The following is a 19,385-nucleotide window of genomic DNA, read 5'->3' as shown; positions in this document are numbered from 1 at the left end:
GGCCGCGCCCGCACCGTGGCTCCACAGAAACAGTGCCGTGTGGACTGTTCGGGAGACATCCGGCCGACCAGAGACCGTCTGCGCGCTGCCTGGCATCCGGGAACGCGGTGGGAACGCCCATCCGTTCCCGAACCGTTCCCTGACGGCCACGCAGACTCTGCTCAGTTCGAGCGGGTCAGCCCCACGAACCCAGCCGGTAGGCGCAAGTCCGCCCGGTGTCCATCATCCCGACTGATCCGCCGGGTGGCCTGTGGCCGCCTGCTCCGCTCCCTGTCCTGCCCATCCGGAGGCCCCATCCCGTCCCAGAGTGTCCACGCCCCGTGCCAGTGCCCATGCCCGTCCCCATCCGCCCCCTGTTCCTTCCTGGAGTCCTTATGACCAAGCGTCCTGTCCTGCTGTCCCTGACCGTCACCCTGAGCCTCGCCCTGGCCGCCTGCTCCTCCACGCCGACCCCGGGCGCATCTGCCGGCACCAAACCGCAGTTCATCGAGCCGTGTGACCCGTACGTCATTCAGAGTGGCGGCACTGGCCTGAGTGCCCAGGCGTGCGGTGACCCCGATCCCGAACCGACGGATCCGGAGTACATCTCCATGCCCGGCACTCCTCAGCTCGTCCCCTGGAGCAACGCCGCAATTGCCCCGGCGGGCGGCACGGCCGGACTGCGCAGTCAGTGGGTGCCGACCACGGCCACCGACCGCGAGGATTACGTGCGGCAGCTGTTCACCCGGGTCAACCAGAACGTCACGGCACCCAACACGACGACCCAGACGCCCATCGTCGACGGCCGCTGCACCCTGCAGGAGGTCACCGCCACCACCACGCCGGACCAGCTGCTGGCCGAGCAGAACTCGGCGTCGAGCCTGTTCCCGAGCGCGATCTTGCAGGGCCGGTTCCTGGCGGTGCAGGGTCTGGCACCCACGCCGATCCACGTTCCGGCCGGGCAACGGGCGCAGGTGCGGCTGGTGGACAGCTACCTGAACACGGCGACCATGTCCACGAGCACCTACACGGATTACGCTCAGGCCCTGCGGCAGATGCTGGTGCAGGCGAACTCGAACCGGGACTTCGCCCAGTCGAACATCATGTTTGACGTGAAGACGGCGTCCACGGTCGAGGAAGCCTCCACGAAGTTCAACCTGGACTTCAAGGCGTACGGGGCGGACGTGAAGACCAAACTGGACACGAATTCGTCCAGCTCGCAGAACAGCGTGTACGCGGTGTTCTACCAGAATCTGTACAACGTGCAGGTGGACCTGTCGGGTAACTACCCAGTCAACGGCCTGTTCAACTCCTCGTTCGGCCTGAACGAGATCCGCACGCTGGGGAACACCGGCGAGATTGACAGCGCCAACCCACCCACCTACGTGACCGGCGCGACCCTGGGCCGCATGCTGATCGTCCGGGTCAGTGCCAACGCGAGTTCCAGCGACCTGGAAGCGGCCGTGAAGGTGTCGTTCAAGCAGGGTTCAGCCGCACTGACCGCGACGCAGAAGGAGATCATCAGCAGCAGCGCCATGACGGTGTACGCTGTGGGCGGCCCGGCAGAGCCGCAGATCGCCGTGATCAAGAGCGGCAACTACCAGAGTTACTTCGACACCACCAACATCGCCATCAGCAGCCTCAAGCCCATGGCGTACAGCGTGAACTACTGGGACGACAACCGCATGCGGGTCAACCGCACGTACACCTACACCAAGCGGGACTGCACGGCGATTCCCAGCAAGAAAGTCGAGCTGCGTTTCCGGGAGGTCTACGACAACGCCGTGATCGAGGTGAAACGCACGGGGACGTCCACGTTCCAGCGCCTGGGGTATAGCGGCAACCCCGGCACAGTGACCCTCTCACCGGAACTGCTGGATTCCGACGCGCAGATCCGCGTGGGCGTGATCGGCCGCGCCCCGTCGTGGTACGAGAACTTCCGCTGGAAGATGCACGTGGACCTGCTGATCGACGGTCAGGTCGTGGATTCCTTTGACCGCAACTGCTACGCCTGCCACTCGGAAGGCAACCTGGCCACCTGGACGGTCGACAAGTTCACGGGGAATGTCTACACCCTGAATAAGTGGACGCCCTGAGCGTCCGGACGGTCCACCACCGCACCTGACCAGCAGATCTGTTCCCCAGTACACCCGACCCACCCGGCCCACGCGGCCGGGTGGGTCGGGTGGCGCCGTAGCGCCGCGCGGCGCCGGTAGGTCCGGAGAACCAGAACTGGGATGAGGAAGGGGTGGGAGCCGTCTGAGCCGCAGACCTGCCACTGCCTTTCCTTGACCTCACATCATCCATCCCTTACCTCCCCCCGTGAGCCAGTCCTGCGCCTCCCACACCAGTCAGTGGCACGCCCTGAGGCGCAGGTCTTCCGTGTTTCATCCTGGCAACGGCAGCGGATCGGTGGAGTGGAGGACTTCTTCACAGAGAATCCCCGGCAGGCGATCGGTGCGACGGAGTGAGCCCTGTGGATAGAGACGCCAGGTAGACGGCCAAGCGTGCAGTCTGAACTGCGCTCCTGATGACGCTGGATTTAGGAAAGTCAATCACTGAGCTGCACCGCGCCTGAACGACTCGGCGAGCCCAGTCAGGTGGTGCCCTGAGGCGGCCGCGCTTGTCTCGGGCGAGTACCTGCGTGTTCCCCACAAGTATGGTCTGAAAATGCGTGAGCTGGTATGGATCGTGTTGTACGTGACACCGTGGACGTTCTCGGCGCGCCTCATGACGCGGCGGGCTGCGTGATGATCCTCAATGTAGCCAAGCTGAGCCGCATAACACCGCTGAACCTCGCTCCGCTGTGGCTGGAGCCGGGCCTGCCCGTCACGTTCCATATGCTGCCCGCGAGCGACATCCGGCGGGCGTGCTTCCAGGCATTGCGGACCAGTAGGGCACCGTCGCCCACTACCGTTGGGTGACATCCCTCCCATCTGAACATCCTTTTACATTCAGCCAGACAGCCCGGAACGCACCCTCAGCGACTGCGGATCAAGTGCACGTGGGCCGCACACCCTGGTGGTGGTCTCGAACAGCAAAGGGGTGGGTTGTCAGGGGAATCGCTGGTTCCCATCGCAGAGACCTGAAGACAAAGGTCATCAGATTGAGCCGGCAGACATCTTCCACAGACGAGGAGGTCGCGCGCTTCCTGTCTCGGCACTCGTCGTGCACTCGTGCTGATTTGGGCCGAGACCGACAGAATGTGACTGCCAGGCATACGGGTGCTGTACCTGCCAACGACGGCACGCACTCATCTTGATGACGAAAATTTCACACCAATTCCACTGCTGAGGGGTATGGTGGGCTGATCGTGAGTCTGGTGTTTGACTGGTCGGCGCTGCGTGCCCTCACGGACGGGCCGGGTACCGGTGGCGTCCTGCGGCATCAGCCCTCGGATTTCCGGGTGGAGGAACTGCCCGCCTACCCCCTGAGTGGCGAGGGTGACTTTCTGTTCGTGCAGCTGGAGAAAACCGGTCACACGACCGCGCACGTGCTGCGTGAGCTGAGCGCCCAGCTGGGCGTGCGCGACCGGGACGTGGGCGTGGCGGGCCTGAAGGACCGGCATGCGGTGACGAGCCAGTGGCTCAGTCTTCCCGCGAAGTACGAGGGGCGTCTGTCGGCGTTCGCGATGGACGGCGTGAGGGTTCTGACCGCCACGCGGCACGGGAACAAGCTGGCGATGGGGCACCTGAGCGGCAACCGGTTCCAGGTGCGGGTGCGTGAGGCGGCCGGGCAGGCCGACGTGGCGTCCGAGACGCTGGCGCAGCTGGTGGCGCGGGGCGTCCCGAACTACTTCGGGCCTCAGCGCTTCGGGCTGGGCGGCCTGAATGCCGAGGAGGGCCTGCGCGTCGTGCGGGGCGAGTCGCGCGTGCGTGATCCCCGGGTGCGCCGCTTCCTGACGAGCGCCCTGCAGAGCGTGGTCTTCAACGGGTTCGTCAGCCGCCGCCTGGAGCGGGGCGTGTTCGATGCCCTGCTGAACGGGGACATGGCGAAGAAGCACGACACGGGCGGCGTGTTCAGCGTGCAGGACGCGGCGGCCGATTCGCCGCGCGCGCAGCGGGGCGAGGTGAGTGCCACGGGCACGCTGTTCGGCCGGAAGGTCAAGCCGTTGACGCTGGAGGCGGGCATGCTGGAGCGGGAGGTTCTGGATGAACTGGGCCTCACGCCCGAGATGTTCGGCAGTCGCAAGGGGGACCGCCGCCTGACGCGGGTGTACCCGCAGGACACGCAGGTCACGCCGGAGGAGGATGGGTTCACGCTGTCGTTCACGCTGCCGAAGGGCAGTTTTGCGACCAGCGTGCTGCGTGAGGTGATGAAGACCAGCGTGGACGCGTCGGCCCCTGACCTGGGTGACGCCGGTGGGGCAGACGAGGAGGGAGCAGAGTGAGGCTGAAGATCCTGGTGTGTGCGGCGCTGCTGGCGGTGACTCCGTGGGCGCAGGCCAGCACGCCGCAGCCCCTGACACTGAAACTGATGCACGAGGGCGTGATGCTGGTGGGCACGTTGAAGCTCGCGCGGACGGATGAGCTGCTGGGGGTCTGGAGTAGCGCGGGCCGCACCCGACTGCTGCGCTGCGAGCCGCGCTGCAAGGTGGTGCAGAGTCTGCCTGTGCCCGGCACGTTGAGCCTGGGGCCGGCGGGCCGGGCGCGGGTGGTGCTGGGCGGTTCGTTCAAGGTGGGGCAGCGGGTGGGGCTGGTGTTCCGCCTGAAGAACGCTCAGATCGTGAGTGTGCAGGCGGTCGTCACGCGCTGAATGTCCGACCTGCGGGCCGCCTTTCTCGGGAGCACGTACGGTCGGGCGGGTGAGCGCGTGTCCCTCACCCCCGCCGGGCCGGGGATCGTGCCGCACTGGTGTGAGGCGGGGCAGCGCTGGGCGATCGTGACCGCGTGGAACCCGTCGGGCCAGCGGGCAGCGCCGGACCTGAACGATGAGCGGCAGGCGGCGCTGGCGCGGCTGGTGTGGGCGTGGTCTCCCCTGCCCGGCTGGAACGGCGAGGGCCCCTGGCGCGAGGAGACGCTGATCCTGCGGGACGTGCCGCTGCGCGAGGCGGCGCGGCTGGGCCGTCGGTTCGGGCAGGCGGCGGTCGTATGGGGCGTGGGTGGCCGTGCGGCGCTGGTGTGGCTGGACGGCCCGGTGCGGCCGGAGCGGTGCTGGCTGCGCCGGGCGGCAGATTCACCCGGTACAGCGGATTGCGGCTATACTGCCGGATTGTGACGCTGGACGCGACAGACGCCATCTCGCCGCTGGGGGTGCTGCCCCCACCGGGCCCCACCTGCATTCACCTGCCGCTGGACGTGACGCCCGAGGGACTGGCGCGGCACGCGGTGGGCCTGGCGAACGCGCGGGGCGGCACGGTCCTGGTCGGCGTGGACGCCGTGTCGGGCAGCGCGCGGGACGCGGGGGAACTGCATCCGCTGATGATCACGCACGCGATCTTCGAACTGTCCGGCGGGCGCCTGACCGTGAACGTGCAGCATCACCGCCTGCCGGGTGGGGCGCGGGTGCTGGCGGTGTTCGTGCCGCACGCGCCGTACGTGCTGGCCGCGCCGGACGGCTCGGTGATCACCTGGGACGGCGCGCACCTCGTGCCGGTCACGCCGGGCGAGTCGGAACCCGTCGCGGATCAGGATTTCACGGCGACCGTCCCGCCGGACGCGTCCCTGGCGGACCTGGACCCGGCGGAGGTCGCGCGCCTGCGCGGGCTGGGCCGCCGGGCGAGCGCGGCGAACCTCCCGGACCTGGATTTCCTGCGGGAACTGGGCCTGCTGATTCCCAGTGGCGGGGCGCTGCGGCCCACGCTGGCGGCGATCCTGCTGGCGGGCACTCCGGCGGCGCTGCGGGCGCACGTCCCGCAGTCGGAGGTGTGCTTCTATCACCACCAGACGACGGACGTGGAGTTCCAGTTCCGTGAGGACCTGTTGCGGCCCATTCCGGCGCTGCTGACGCGGCTGGCGGAACTGATCCAGGCCAGGAACCGCTTCACGCCGGTGCAGGTGGGACTGTTCCGCATCGAGGTGTGGGATCAGGACGAGGTCGTGTACCGCGAGGCGCTGCTGAATGCGCTGACGCACCGGGATTACACGCTGCGGGACGCGGTGCACGTGCATCACTTCCCGGACCGGCTGGAGATCATGAACCCCGGTGGGCTGCCGGGAGGGATCACGCCGGGGAACATCCTGCGGCACCAGCCCAAGCGCCGCAATCCGCTGCTGGCGGAGTCCCTGGCGCGCCTGGGGCTGGTCGAGCGGGCCGGGGTGGGCGTGGACAAGATGTACTCGCTGATGCTGCGGCACGGCAAGGAACCGCCGGAGTACACCACGTACCCGGATTCGGTGACGCTGGCGCTGCACTCGCCGGGGTTCGACGCGGAGTTCGTGCGGTTCGTGGCGCGCAAGCAGGAGGACATGCAGACGCTGTCGCTGGACGTCCTGATCGTCCTGAGCCTCCTGGCGCGCGAGGGTGAGGCGACCCGCGCGACGCTGGCCCGCGCGCTGCAACTCCCGGAGGACCGTACGCCCCGGCTGCTGCGCGGCATGGAGGAGCACGGCCTGATCCGCCGCGCCGGGGTGGGCCGCGGCATCGCGTACGTCCTGAGTGACGAGGTCCGGGGCGCGCTGGGCCGCCCGGCGCTGCCTGTCGTCGAGGATGCGCCGCCCGCATCTGCTGCCGTGGTCGCCCCTGTGGCGGTCCCGGCGACGCCCGTGCCTGCGTCGGAACCCGTTCAGCCTGCCGCGCCGAAGGTCACGCGGGCGCCGCGCCGCCCGGCGGACAGCAGCGGCCCGAACGCGGCGGAGGTCCGCGCGATCGCGCTGGCCCTGGCACGCGAGCACGGGCGGGTGCGGAACGTGGACCTGCGCGGGGCGTGCGGCATCACCACGCAGCAGGCATGGCGGACCCTGCGGCGACTGGTGCAGGACGGCCTGCTGCGCAAGCTGGGGACCGGCACGCGCGACGCCGCGTACGAACTGCTCAGCTGATTGGGCGGTACAGTCGGTCCCGTGAGTTCCTTCGACGAGTTGCAGGCGGTGATCCGGCGCGGCGCTCAGGCCCGGCAGGCCGAGGTGCAGGCCTGCGAGGGATTCCTGAACCTGCTCTACCACGCTCTGCGCGCGGCAAGCGGGCCGGGCCTGCCGCTGAACAACGTCAGCATGGACCCGGTGCCGGACCCGCAGGTGACGCTGCGGCCCGCGCCGCTGGGCTCGTGGCACGCGGCGCGCTACCGGCTGGGCCTGTGCGAGGTGCTCGTGCGGGTGCGCCGGGTGGACGGGCAGTTCCGCGGTGAGTACGGCCTGGGCGAGGGGTTCCGCGTGGACGACCTGACCGAGGACAGCGTGCTGCGGCTGGCGCGGCAGTTGCTGAGCGATGTGATCCGCACGTACGGGGGCGCGCCGGAGGACCCCTCGCACCTGAACTGAGCGTCCCCCGCGCGAGCGGCCGCCGAGATGCCGTCCGGGTGGACTGGTGGGCGGCACATGTGATACGGACTCCGGTTGAATGGTTTGCAAAAACCGTTCAACCCGAGCGGATGCGAGAAGGAGAGAAGCGGGTTCCGGGCGTGGAGTTGGCAGATCGGTGGTGTTCCGATCTGTCAACGAAACAGACGGAATCCGTATGAAGGGTCGCCCTGCCCTGGCGTGACACGATACGGTCATGCATGATCCTTTTTCTGAAGTGCCGTTGCCGGGCCGGGACGAGCGGCGGGCGCGGGGCCGTGCGTTGCGCAGCACGCTGCCCCGGCGGGACCACGCGCTGTTCGAGGCGCCCGGTGAGCGGCCCCAGCAGGTCCTGAACACCCTGCACGCGGGGACGGACGGCTGCATGACTCATCTGCTGCCCCTGCGGTTCGGGCGGATGGTGGCGAGTCCATTCGCGTTCTTCCGGGGGACGGCGGCGCTGATGGCGGCCGATCTGGCGGGCACGCCTGTGACGGGCGAGCGGGTGCAGGCCAGCGGGGACGCCCACTGCGCGAACTTCGGGGCGTTCGCGACCGGCGAGCGGAATCTGGTGTTCGACCTGAACGATTTCGACGAGACGCTGCGGGCGCCGTGGGAGTGGGACGTGCGGCGGCTGGCGGCCAGTCTGGTGCTGGCCGGGCGTGAGGCGGGGCACAGCGAGGCGGACGCCGTGTATGCGGCGCGCAGCGCGGCGCGGGCCTACCGCCTGCATGTCCGTGCGTACGCGAGGCAGCATCACCTGGACGTCTGGTATGACCGCATCGATGCGTCCGAGGCGCTGGCGGACATGGCGTCCGACGCGCGGGAGCATGGCCGAGCGATGTTCGCGAAGGCCAGCACCCGCACGCACCTGCACACCCTGAAGAAACTGGCGGTGCAGACGCCGGCCGGCTGGCGCCTGCGGGACGATCCGCCGCTGCTGGTGCACACGTCGGACCCGCAGGCGGAGGTCATGCTGGAGGGCGTGCGGGCGAACTACCTGGACAGTGTCGCGCCGGACCGCCGGGAGTTGCTGTCGCGCTACCACCTGGCGGACTGGGCACTGAAGGTCACGGGTGTCGGCAGTTGCGGGCGGCGGGTGTTGGTCCTGCTGCTGGTTGCCGATGGGGACGACGTGCTGTTCCTGCAGGTGAAGGAGGCGCGGCCGAGCGTGCTGGAGCCGTTCGCCGGTCCGACCGTGGCGCGCAACGCGGCGCACCGGATCGTGCGGGGGCAGCAGCTGATGCAGGCGGCGGCCGATCCGTTCCTGGGCTGGTCGGCTGGCGAGGGATTCTGCGGGTACGTGCGGCAGCTGCGGGATCAGAAGGGCCGCTTCGACCTGCAGGCGGTCTCGCCGCGCACGCTGGAGGAGATTGCCGAGCTGTGCGGCTGGGCGCTGGCCCGCGCGCACGCCCGCACGGGGGACGCGGTGGCGCTGGGCGCGTACCTGGGCCGGCGTGAGACGTTCGATCAGGCGGTGGCGGCCTTCGCGGTGGCGTACGCCGATCAGGCCGAGCGGGACCATGCCGTGCTGGCCCAGGCGATCGCGCGGGGCGACTTGGAGGCGGAGGCCGATCCCGAGGCGTGACCTCAGGGCGGGAGGTTGCGGATTCGCAGGCAGAGGCCCCGAGGGATGGTCCCTGGGGCCTCTGCCGTCTGCGTTCGGTGGGTTCCTGACCGTGCGACTGGAGTGGGTCAGCCTTTGACGGCTCCGGCGGTCAGGCCGGACACGATGTTGCGCTGGAACACGAGCACCAGGATGATCAGGGGGATGGTCACGACGATGCTGGCGGCCATGATCTGGCCCCACGGCTGGTCGAACTGCGTGGCGCCGGAGTAGTTGGCGATCACGACCGGCACGGTGCGGTTGGTGCTGGTGAAGGTCAGGGCGAACAGGTACTCGTTCCAGGCGTTGATGAACGCCAGCAGGCCGGTGGTGACCAGGGCGGGCATCATGACGGGGAACAGCACGAGGAACAGCGTCTGGAGGGGACTGGCGCCGTCCACCAGGGCCGCCTCTTCCAGTTCACCGGGGATGTCGCGCACGAAGCTGGTCAGCACCCACACCGTGAAGGGGATGGTGAAGATCAGGTACGTGAGGATCAGGCCGACGGGGTTGTTGTACAGGCCCAGGGCGCTGATCAGGGTGTACAGGCCCGACAGCACGGCGATCTGCGGGAAGACGCTGACGGCCAGGATGACGTACATGATGATCTGCTTGCCCTTGAAGCGGAAGCGGCCCAGGGCGTACGCGGCGAACGAGCCGATCAGCAGGCTGATCAGGACCGAGCCGACGGCGACGACCAGGGAGTACAGCAGGCCGCGCTGGAAGTTCGGGTTGGCGAACACCTGGGTGTAGTTCTGGAAGGTGGTCTCGGCGGCGATGAACTGCGCGGGTTGCAGGAACAGGTCGCCGGGGGAGCGCAGGCTGGTCAGGACCGCCCAGAAGAACGGGGCGAGCAGGTAGAAGGCGATGACCAGCACGAGCAGGTAGAAGGCCGCGCGTTGCAGGTAGTACAGGGCCGGGTTCTTGGTCTTCAGGTTCATGTCGGCCCCCTCAGTCGAATTTCACGCGGAACGCGGTGACGTAGATGACGACGATGACCATGATGATCACGAAGATCGCCACGCTGACGGCGCTGCCGTAGCCGAGCAGCGAGTTGTCGATCAGCGCCTGCCGGGCGTAGCCGGTCATGCTGGTCGCGGCGGCGTTCACGTTCCCGAGCATCACGGACATGATGTCGAACACGCGCAGGGCGTCCAGGCTGCGGAACACCAGCGCGACGAGCAGCGCGGGGCGCAGCAGCGGCAGGGTCAGGCGCCAGAACTGCGTCCATTTGCTCGCGCCGTCCATGTCGGCCGCCTCGTACATGTCGCTGGGGAGGCTCTGCAGGCCCGCGAGGATAAGCAGCGCCATGAAGGAGGTGGTCTTCCAGACGTCCACGGCGATCAGGGCCCAGATGGCGCTGTCGGTGTTGGCGAGCAGCGCCTGTCCGCCGAGCAGGCCGCGGCCGATCAGGCCGAAGGTGTCGTTGTACAGGTACGACCACATCTGCGCGGACACGACCGTGGGGATCGCCCAGGGGACGAGCATGGCGGTGCGGAGAATTCCGCGGCCCTTGAAGGCGCTGTTCACGACCAGGGCGATGATCATGCCGAAGATGGTTTCCAGCGTGACGGACACGACGGTGAACAGCAGGGTGTTCTTCACGGCGCCCCACCATTTGGGGTCCTGCAGGAAGCCCAGGGCGACGCCGTCCTCGGTGGTGAACCAGAAGTTCCCCATGCCGATGAAGGTCCGCTGGTCGGGGGTGGTGAGGCTCGCCTCGAACAGCGAGAAATAGATCGTGCGGTACAGCGGGTAACCGGCGACCAGGGCAATGGCGATCAGGGTGGGCAGCAGGAGCCAGATGGCCTGCCGGGCGCGGGCGGCCTCGATGCCGCGGGTGCGGATGGGCCGGGTGGGCGCGGTGGGGTTCACGGTCATGCCGGGTGTACCTCCTGTGTTGGGCTTGGGTTCAGTGTATGGGGGCGGGGTGGCGGGGAGCCCGAATGAACACTTTCGTAAGGCAGGAACGGAAAGGGGGGACGCCCCTGGTGGTGGGCGTCCCCCCTCCGCTGCGGTGTGGGCTTACCAGCCGCGGCCCTTGATGCGGTTCAGGTCGCCGGCGAGTTTGGCGACGGCGGCCTGACCTTTCATCTTGCCGTTCAGGACGTCGCTGACGGCGGTGCTGAAGGCCTGGGAGACCTGGTTGTACTTGCTCTTGGTGGGGCCGGAGGGACGGGCGACGGCGCTGGTGAAGACGCTGTACAGGCTGCCGAAGAAGGGGTTCTTGGCGAGCACGTCCTTGTCCTTGTAGAGGCTCTGGATGGTGGGGTTGTAGGCACCCTCGATGGCGCGGATCTTCTGCTCGGCGGGGCCGGCGAGGTAGCGCACGAGGTCGATGGCGGCGGCCTGGTTCTTGCTGTACTGGCTCACGCCGAGCTGCCAGCCGCCGAGGGTGGCGGCGTTGCGGCTGCCGCCGCTGGGCAGGGGCGCCACGCCGATCTTGCCCTTGACTTTGCTGTCGTCACCCTGGCCGAGGGCCCAGGCGTAGGGCCAGTTGCGCATGAAGGCGGCGTTGCCGGACTGGAAGATGCCGCGGGCTTCTTCCTCGGCGTAGGTGGTGACGCCGGCGGGGCTGATGCTCTTGATCCAGCTGGCGGCGGTGTCCAGGGCCTTGGCGGCCTGGGCGTTGTTGATGGTGACCTTGCCGCTCGCGTCGACGATGGTGCCGCCGCCGAAGCTGACGACCCATTCCAGGGCGTCGCAGGTCAGGCCTTCGTAGTTCTTGCCCTGCCAGACGAAGCCGCTGAAGGCCTTGTTGGTCTTCTGTTCGCCGGTCTGGATCTTCTTGGCCATCAGGGCCATCTCGGTCCAGGTCTTGGGGGCGCTCTTGAAGCCGTATTTCTTCAGGAGGTCGGTGCGGTAGTACAGCAGGCCCGCGTCGGTGAACCAGGGCATGGCGACGAGTTTGCCGTTGACGGTGTTGGCGTCGATGATGCCCTTGAAGTGCGCGTTGACTTCAGCGGCAGGCACCTTGCCTTTCAGGTCGACGAAGTGCTGGGCGAGCAGGCCGGGCCAGACGACGTCGAGCTGGTAGACGTCGATGTCGCTGCTCTTGGCGGCGAGCTGCTGCTGGTACAGGCCGAGGCGGTCGTTGGTGAGGTTGGGGCTCTCGAAGATCTTGACTTCGTTGCCGGTCTTCTTGGCCCAGCGGGCGGCGCCGGCCTTGCAGAGTTCGAGTTCCTGGCCGACGGCACCGCAGGCGAGGGTGACGGTGACGGCGCTGGCGTTGCTGCTGAAGGCGATAGCGGCGCTGAGGCTGACGAGTGCGATGACTTTCTTCATGCATCCCCCTTGGGTGGGTGCCGGACAGGCCCGGCCCGCTTCTGTGAAGCGGTTCCACGTCTTTCGTTCTTGATGAGGCAAGCGTACACCGCCTCATCCGAACTGTCAATGGAAACAGTTCCAACACTTCCGGACCATAATTCGCAACACGGGGTTTATGCCATCTGGAGCGACATCGAGTCACTCCCATCTCCCCTGGAGTTGGCAGCAGGGGACGGCTTCCGACAGGCTCTCATCTGCCTTCGAAAACGATTCAGAAGCCGTGCAATGACAGGCAAAACCCCCAGCCGAAGCTGGGGGCCGGTGTGTTCACTCTTAATACTTGATGTAGTACTCGGCGAAGCCGTCCTCGCGGGTCTTGACCAGCGTGGCGTTGGCGGGCATGAACTTCTGCGCGGTGGGGCTGCTGGCGTACAGCAGGGTCGCGCCGGGGATGGGCGTCAGCTTCCAGTTGCCGTCGGCGGTGGGGTTGACGGTCTTCTGCTCGTTGAAGTACTTCACGAGCGCCTCGCGGGTCTCGTCAGGGGCCTGCAGGATGATGTTCTTGCCATTCAGGCCGGGGAACGACCCGCCGCCCGAGGCGCGGTAGTTGTTCGTGGCCACCACGAACTGCTGAGCGGGATCGATGGGCTTGCCCATATAGGTCAGGTTCTTGATGCGGCGGGCGCCGGCGTTCACGACCTCGCCCTTGCTGTTGTAGCGGTTGGGCTGGGTCACGTCGATCTCGTAGCTCACGCCGTCGATCACGTCGAAGTTGTAGGTGGGGAAGGTCTCGTCCACCAGCGCCTGCGGCTCGGCCTTGCTGGGGTCGATCTGCTTGAACTGCCCGGCGCTGCGCTCCAGCCACTCCTGCACCTGCGCGCCGGTGACCAGCACGGCCTGCACGGTGTTCGGGTACACGTACAGGTCGGCGACGTTCTTGATCGCCAGCGTCCCGGCGGGAATGTCGGTGTAGTAGCTGACGCCCGCGCGGCCCCCGGCCTTGAAGGGCGCGGCGGCGGACAGGACCGGCAGGTCCTTGTACTGGGTGCTGCTCAGCGCGGCCTTCACGTACGCGATCTGCGCGTTGCTGACCAGCTGCACGCTGGGGTCGTCCTGCGTCAGCGCCCAGTAGGAGTTGATGGGGGCGCTCAGGTCGGCGACCTTGCCGCGCACGTAGCCCAGGGTGCCCTGGTGCGCGCCCTCGACGGCCGCGGCGACGGTCGTGTCGGCGGTCACGAGGCTCTTCTTGGCGGCCTTGTCCCAGATGGGTCGGATGCCGCCCTGCGCGTCCAGGATGGTCCACTTCTGGGTCTTGCGGTCGAAGTTCAGTTTCAGGTCGGCGACGCCGAGGTTGTTGCCCCAGAAGCCGGGCATCAGGACGACCTTGCCGTTGATGGTGCCCTTGGCGAGGTTCACGCCGGGGACGTCCTTGTAGGCCGCGCTGGGGAATTCCAGGTGGCTGTGGCCAGTCAGGACGACGTCCAGGCCGGGGACCTTGGTGAGTTCCGCACCGGCCTGTTCCTGGCCGGGGGTGTACGCGCCGCTGTTGATGCCGGTGTGGGCCAGCGCGACGATGATGTCCGCGCCCTTGGCTTTCATCTCAGGGACAAACTTCTGGGCGCTCTGGACGATGTCCATGACCTGCACCTTGCCGTCCAGGTGGGCCTTGTCCCAGTTGACGATCTGGGGGGGCGTGAAGCCGATCACGCCGACGTTGATGTAGTACGGGCGGCCCTGGGTGTCACGGACCAGTTTGCGCTGGATGACGTAGGGGGTGTACTTGTTGCTGCCGTCCATGTTCAGGACGTTGGCGTTCACGTACGGCATGGGCGCGGACTGCAGCACGCGGTCGAGGTAGTCCAGGCCGTAGTTGAACTCGTGGTTGCCCAGGGTGGCGCCGTCGTACTTCAGGGAGCGCATGGCCTGGTGCATGGGGTGCAGTTCGCCGTCCTTGATGGGCGCGACGCGCGCGGCGTAGTCGCCGAGCGGGTTGCCCTGGATCAGGTCGCCGTTGTCGAACAGCAGGGTGTTGATCTTTTCGGTGCGGGCCTTGGCGATCAGCGTGGCGGTGTACTCCAGGCCGAACTCGCCGGTGGGCTTGTCCTGGTAGTAGTCGTAGCCCTTGGCGGCGGTGTGAAGGTCGGTGGTTTCGAGGATGCGCAGCTCGACGGTCTGCGCGCTGGCAGCGCCGAGCATGAGCGCGGTCATCAGGGAGATGTGTTTCAGCACGCCCGACAGAATAGCGAAAAGTGTCAGGAATGTATCTGCCTGAAACAGGTATTCGGCGGGTCAGTGGTGAGTGTGGTCTTGACCTCTTCTACAGACTCGCGGCCAGCGTTCTGAACAGCGCCGGGGCCTCGGGCGCGGCCGCGCCGTCCTGCCAGCCCAGTCGCAGGTCACGCAGAGGGCCGCTCTCCCCCACGCCCATGCCATGCGGGAAAAGCGGGGCGTAATCGGGTGTGGTGACGACAGGAACCGCGCCGGGCAGGTCCAGCGCCGCACGCACCTCGCGTTCATGACCGAAATGCACGACGTGCGTGCCGTCCGGCGCCGCCCAGGTGAAGCGCGCCGTGGTGGGCACCAGCGGCCCCGGATGCACCACGTGCCCCACGCTCAGGCCGGGGCGCAGGCGCAGCGTGACCTCCAGCAGCTCGCCCAGCACGCCGAAACTGCCCACGAACGGGCGGGTCAGGTCGTAGCCCTGCACGTTCTTCACGGTGCGCCCCCCCGCGCGCACCACCCGGCCACTCGCGGCGCGGAAGGTCACGCCCAGCACGTCCGACGCGAACGGGAAGGTCTGCCCGAAACCACCCCGCCCGATCAGGCCGCCCACGCCACCCGGCAGGTTCACGTTCGGGAACGGCGGGAATAACCCCGCTGGCAGCGCGGCGTACACCTCGGGCAGCGTCACCTCGCCGGTCAGGGTGATCGTCTGGTCGTCGGGAGACAGGTCAAGGATGGGCATGAGGCGCCTCCGGCGCAGAAAATGGGAGATGGTCGATGGTCGAGAGAAAGGCGAAGGACCTCCATCCACGATCAACCATCAACCATCACCTCTTCCGCAGGAAGAATCTTCCCGGGGTTCAGCGCGCCGCTCGGGTCGAGGGCGCGTTTCACGCCGCGCAGGGCCTGCATGGTGGCGGGGTCCACGGCGTCCGTCATGAAGTCGCGTTTCATGCTGCCGATGCCGTGCTCGCCGCTGAGGACCCCGCCGTGGCGGATGGCGACCAGCGCGATGCGGTGCGCCAGGTCGTGCACGGCGTGCGCGTCCTCGGTGCGGGGGTCGAACAGGATGTTCGGGTGCAGGTTCCCGTCCCCGATGTGCCCGAACTGCACCAGCCGGAAGGGGCTCGCGTCGCCCAGCGCGCGGATCTCGCGGACCACGTCCGGCAGGGCCGATCTGGGCACGACGATGTCCTCGTTCATGCGCTGCGGGCGGATGCGGCCCAGCGCCGGTGACACCGACCGCCGCGCCCGCCACAGCTGCGCGCCCTCGTCGTCCGTCGCGGCGCGGCGCACCGTGCCGCCCGACGCGACGCAGGCATCCTCGACCAGCCGCAGCTCGTCCTGCACGGTGTCCAGGTCCTCGCCGTCGGTGTCCACCAGCAGCACCGCCTCCGCGTCCCGGGGCAGGCCGAGGTGGAGATAGTCCTCGACGGCGTTCGTGCAGGCACGGTCCATGAATTCCAGTTTGCTGGGCACCGCGCCCGCTGCGATGGCGCGGCTGACCGCCTCGGCGCACGCGCCGACCTCCGGGAAGTGCGCCATCAGCGTCCGCGTGAATTTCGGCGGGGGGATCAGGCGCAGCGTCGCCTCGGTGATCAGACCCAGCGTGCCCTCCGAGCCGATCAGCAGCCCTGCCAGGTCGAACACGTCGCGGGTCAGGCGGTGCACCTCGCCGTCCGCGTCCACGAATTCCAGCGCGCGGACGTAATCGCCGCTCACGCCGTACTTGAAGCACATCGGGCCGCCCGCGTTCTCCGCGAGGTTCCCGCCGATGGTACTCGTGCGGAAACTCGCCGGGTCCGGCGGGTAGATCAGCCCATGGGGCTTCGCCGCCTCGGTCACGGCCAGCGTGACCACGCCCGCCTGCGCGGTCGCCTCGCGCCGCTCGGGGTGAATGGTCAGGCGGGTCATGCGCGTGAACGAGATCACCAGCCCGGGCTCCAGTGGGGCCGCGCCGCCCGACAGACCGCTGGCCGCGCCGCGCCCCACGATGGGCACGCCCGCCGCCCGCGACGCCCGCACCGCCGCCACGACGTCCTCGGTGCTCTCGGGCAGCACGACCGCCAGCGGCGTCGCCCCGAACTGGATGGCGTCGTAGCGGTAGTTCAGCCGCTCTGAGAGGTTCGACAGCACCTTGCGCGGCCCCAGCGCGCGGGTCAGGTCTGCCGCGAGGGCGTTGGATGCACCCCCAGCCGACGCAGGTTTACGAGCAGAGGAATTCGTGGTCAACGCCAGTTTCTCGGTGCTCACGAGTCCCCCCCTCCATCACCCATCAACCATCCCCCATCGACCCTCACAGTTCCCCCCGGTACGCCCGGTCGAGGATCTCGATGGTGTGCAGGACGGGCGTGGGGCTGCCCTGGCGGCGCACGTGACTCTGGATCTGGGTGTGACAGCCGATGTTCCCGCTGGCGATCAGGTCGGCCGTGGTGGAGAGGATGTTCTTCGCCTTGCGCGCGCCAAGTTGCCCGGCGAGTTCGGGCTGTTCGAGGTTGTACGTGCCGGCCGAGCCGCAGCAGAGGTCGCCTTCCGGGACTTCCAGCACGCTCACGCCGGGGATGGCGCGCAGCAGGGCGCGGGGGGCGGCGCGGACGCCCTGCGCGTGGGCGAGGTGGCAGGCGTCGTGGTACGCGACGGTCAGCGGGCGGCTGGCCGGGACCGGGGGTTCGAGTTCGCCGTTCTGGAGCAGCGTGTTGAGGTACTCGCTGATGTCCATGACCTTCGCCGCGAAGGCTTTCGCGCGGGTCTCGTCGGGTTCGCCGTGCAGGACCATCGGGTATTCCTTGAGGCCCGCGCCGCACCCGGCGGCGTTCGAGAGGATCGCGTCGAAATCGTCGGGGTTGAAGGCGTCGAGGTTCGCGCGCACCAGTTTCAGCGCCTCGTCCCGCGCGCCGGTGTGCAGCGCGGCGGCGCCGCAGCAGCCCTGCCCGTCGGGAATGACGACCTCGATGCCGTTGCGGGCCAGGACGCGCAGGGTCGCCGCGTTGAAGTTCGGCGCGAGCGCCTGCTGCGCGCACCCGACCAGGAACGCCACCCGGCCCCGCTGCACGCCGCGCGCGGGTGTGACCTTCGCGCTGGGTTGCATGGCGGGCACGGATTCCGGCAGCAGGTCCAGCGGGCCGCGCAGCGCGGCGGGCAGCACCGGCGCGAGCGGCTTGGCGAACTGCCCCACGCGCGCCGCCACGCTGAACAGCTTCGGTGCGGGCAGGGCCTTGAGGATCGCCCAGCGTTTCGAGCGGGCGAACGCACTGCGCTGACGCTGAGGTTCACTCCAGCCGCGGAACGCCGTGATCAGTTCGCCGTACGGGACGCCGCTGGGGCAGGCGGTCACGCACGCCTGACAGCCCAGGCAGCGGTCGAGGTGCGGCGCGGCGTCCGCCAGCGGCAGGCCACCTTCGAGCACCTCCTTCATCAGCACGATGCGGCCGCGGGGGCTGTCCATCTCGTCGCCCAGCAGCGCGTACGTGGGGCAGGCGGGCAGGCAGAAGCCGCAGTGCACGCAGGCGTCCACGGCGTGCGCCATCACCTCGCCCTGGCCGCCCAGGGCCTGCACGGGAATGTCGTTGTTCATGCAGCCACGCTCATGGGGCACAGGATAGAGGCGGGTGGCCGGGACAGGCGGAACGCGGCGGCGCAGACGACTAGCCAGATGAAGCTGTTCCCCGCCGGGAAACACGGCGCGGGGTTCGTGAGCACGCGCAGCTTTTTCCCGCGCGGAGGGGCGCACACTGCCGGGCATGAGTGTGTCCTCTCCCCTGCCGCTGTCCGTGCTCGACCTTGTCCCCGTGCCGCTGGGGTCCAGCGCCGCCGAGTCGGTCGAGGCGGCGCTGGCGTACGCGAAGGCCGCCGAGGACGCCGGGTTCGCGCGCTACTGGGTAGCGGAACACCACAACATGGGCGCGCTGGCGTCCAGCGTGCCACTGGCGGTGCTGGCCGCCGCGTCGCAGCGCACCAGTCGCATCCGCCTGGGTTCGGGCGGCGTGATGCTCCCCAACCACGCGCCGCTGGCCGTCGCGGAAGGCTACCGGCTGCTGTCGGCCCTCGCGCCCGACCGGGTGGACCTGGGCCTTGGCCGCGCCCCGGGCACGGATGGCCGCACCGCCCGCGCCCTGCGAGGAGCACAGGGGCTGATGGAGGAGTCCTTCGAGCGGCAACTCGCGGACCTGATCGCCTTCGGCACCGGGCAGTACCCGGCCGGGCACCCCTTCGCAGGCACGGTGGCGGCCCCGGCGGGCGAGGGCCTGTTCCCGCCGCTGTGGATCCTGAGCAGCAGCGGCTACGGCGCGCACGTCGCCGCCAGGGCCGGGGCGGGGCTGGCGTTCGCGTGGCACATCAACCCGGACACCGCGCAGGCCCGCGCCGCCGCCGACGCGTACCGCCGCGCCTTCGAACCCTCCGAAGCGTTCCCCGAGGCACGCGTGATCGTCGCTGCGAGCGTCGTCACCGCCCCCACCGCCGAGGAAGCCGAGGAACTCAGCCTCCCGCTCGGCCTGATGTTCCTGCGCCTCACGCGCGGCGAGAGCGCCCCCTACCCCACCGTCGCCGAAGCCAAAGCCTACCCGTACACCCCGCAGGAACGCGCGCTGGCCGACTCCATGCGGCGGCGCGCCATCATCGGCGACCCCGCCACCGTCGCCGCTCGCCTGCACGCCCTGGCCCGCGACACCGCCGCCGACGAACTCATCATCAGCCTGAACATCCCCGACCCCGCCCAGCGCCGCGCGTCCCTGAAGCTCGTCATGGAAGCCGTCCGCGCGCAGGAAGCTCGGGAAGTCGCGCCCGCCTGACAAGGCGGGGACGGAGAAGGGTGGGTCCTGAGAAATATCTCAGAATCCACCCTTCTGTCAGATGAAGTCCATATCAGGCCCGGC

The 19,385-nt window shown here is 68.6% G+C and carries 15 protein-coding genes; 8 read left to right on the top strand and 7 right to left on the bottom strand.

Annotation, left to right across the window (positions count from 1 at the left end):
• The first annotated feature begins 374 nt into the window (after positions 1-374).
• The 7 genes from IEY69_RS02750 to IEY69_RS02720 all read left to right on the top strand — a co-directional run bounded on the left by IEY69_RS02750 (position 375) and on the right by IEY69_RS02720 (position 9,003).
• The gene (locus IEY69_RS02750; RefSeq protein WP_189071606.1) at positions 375-2,075 is read left to right on the top strand and encodes a thiol-activated cytolysin family protein; all 1,701 of its coding nucleotides are present in this window, start codon (positions 375-377) and stop codon (positions 2,073-2,075) included.
• Between the two features lie 1,217 nt (positions 2,076-3,292).
• Positions 3,293-4,369 (top strand): tRNA pseudouridine(13) synthase TruD, encoded by a 1,077-nt coding sequence (gene truD / locus IEY69_RS02745; RefSeq protein WP_189071605.1) that lies wholly within the window; start codon positions 3,293-3,295, stop codon positions 4,367-4,369.
• Positions 4,366-4,734, top strand: a complete 369-nt coding sequence (locus tag IEY69_RS02740; protein WP_189071604.1) for a hypothetical protein — start codon at positions 4,366-4,368, stop codon at positions 4,732-4,734. Before truD ends, IEY69_RS02740 begins: the two co-directional genes overlap by 4 nt.
• A complete protein-coding gene (locus IEY69_RS02735) occupies positions 4,735-5,196 on the top strand; it encodes a DUF3293 domain-containing protein (protein WP_189071603.1) in 462 nt (153 codons plus the stop codon).
• Positions 5,193-6,959 carry an AlbA family DNA-binding domain-containing protein gene (locus tag IEY69_RS02730; RefSeq protein ID WP_189071602.1) on the top strand — a complete coding sequence of 589 codons (1,767 nt, stop codon included), beginning with the start codon at positions 5,193-5,195 and terminating at the stop codon, positions 6,957-6,959. Before IEY69_RS02735 ends, IEY69_RS02730 begins: the two co-directional genes overlap by 4 nt.
• 21 nt (positions 6,960-6,980) lie before the next feature.
• A complete protein-coding gene (locus tag IEY69_RS02725) occupies positions 6,981-7,397 on the top strand; it encodes a hypothetical protein (RefSeq protein ID WP_189071601.1) in 417 nt (138 codons plus the stop codon).
• Positions 7,398-7,632: 235 nt separating this feature from the next.
• Positions 7,633-9,003, top strand: a complete 1,371-nt coding sequence (locus IEY69_RS02720) for a DUF2252 domain-containing protein (RefSeq protein ID WP_189071600.1) — start codon at positions 7,633-7,635, stop codon at positions 9,001-9,003.
• Positions 9,004-9,110: 107 nt separating this feature from the next.
• Here the strand turns inward: IEY69_RS02720 and IEY69_RS02715 are convergent, their stop codons facing one another.
• From IEY69_RS02715 to glcF, 7 genes are all read right to left on the bottom strand, one after another.
• Positions 9,111-9,962, bottom strand: a complete 852-nt coding sequence (locus IEY69_RS02715; protein ID WP_189071599.1) for a carbohydrate ABC transporter permease — start codon at positions 9,960-9,962, stop codon at positions 9,111-9,113.
• A gap of 10 nt (positions 9,963-9,972) precedes the next feature.
• Positions 9,973-10,902 carry a carbohydrate ABC transporter permease gene (locus IEY69_RS02710; protein ID WP_189071598.1) on the bottom strand — a complete coding sequence of 310 codons (930 nt, stop codon included), beginning with the start codon at positions 10,900-10,902 and terminating at the stop codon, positions 9,973-9,975.
• A 144-nt stretch (positions 10,903-11,046) separates the two neighbouring features.
• Positions 11,047-12,306 carry an ABC transporter substrate-binding protein gene (locus tag IEY69_RS02705; protein WP_189071597.1) on the bottom strand — a complete coding sequence of 420 codons (1,260 nt, stop codon included), beginning with the start codon at positions 12,304-12,306 and terminating at the stop codon, positions 11,047-11,049.
• Between the two features lie 315 nt (positions 12,307-12,621).
• Entirely contained in the window at positions 12,622-14,496 is a 1,875-nt protein-coding gene (gene cpdB / locus IEY69_RS02700) for a 2',3'-cyclic-nucleotide 2'-phosphodiesterase (protein ID WP_189072330.1), read from the bottom strand.
• Between the two features lie 109 nt (positions 14,497-14,605).
• Positions 14,606-15,322, bottom strand: coding sequence for an FAD-binding oxidoreductase (locus tag IEY69_RS02695; RefSeq protein WP_373290970.1), 717 nt, complete (start codon positions 15,320-15,322; stop codon positions 14,606-14,608).
• A gap of 2 nt (positions 15,323-15,324) precedes the next feature.
• A complete protein-coding gene (locus IEY69_RS02690; RefSeq protein WP_189071595.1) occupies positions 15,325-16,764 on the bottom strand; it encodes an FAD-binding oxidoreductase in 1,440 nt (479 codons plus the stop codon).
• Between the two features lie 43 nt (positions 16,765-16,807).
• The gene (glcF, locus tag IEY69_RS02685; protein WP_189071594.1) at positions 16,808-18,085 is read right to left on the bottom strand and encodes a glycolate oxidase subunit GlcF; all 1,278 of its coding nucleotides are present in this window, start codon (positions 18,083-18,085) and stop codon (positions 16,808-16,810) included.
• 166 nt (positions 18,086-18,251) lie between these two features.
• Here glcF and IEY69_RS02680 point away from each other — a divergent pair, with 166 nt between their 5' ends.
• The gene (locus IEY69_RS02680; protein WP_189071593.1) at positions 18,252-19,301 is read left to right on the top strand and encodes an LLM class flavin-dependent oxidoreductase; all 1,050 of its coding nucleotides are present in this window, start codon (positions 18,252-18,254) and stop codon (positions 19,299-19,301) included.
• The last annotated feature ends 84 nt before the right edge of the window (positions 19,302-19,385 follow it).

The sequence above is a fragment of the Deinococcus sedimenti genome, from assembly GCF_014648135.1.
Lineage (GTDB): Bacteria > Deinococcota > Deinococci > Deinococcales > Deinococcaceae > Deinococcus > Deinococcus sedimenti.
Note: the sequence above shows the minus strand (reverse complement) of the source record. Positions and strands in the feature narration are given on the sequence as shown.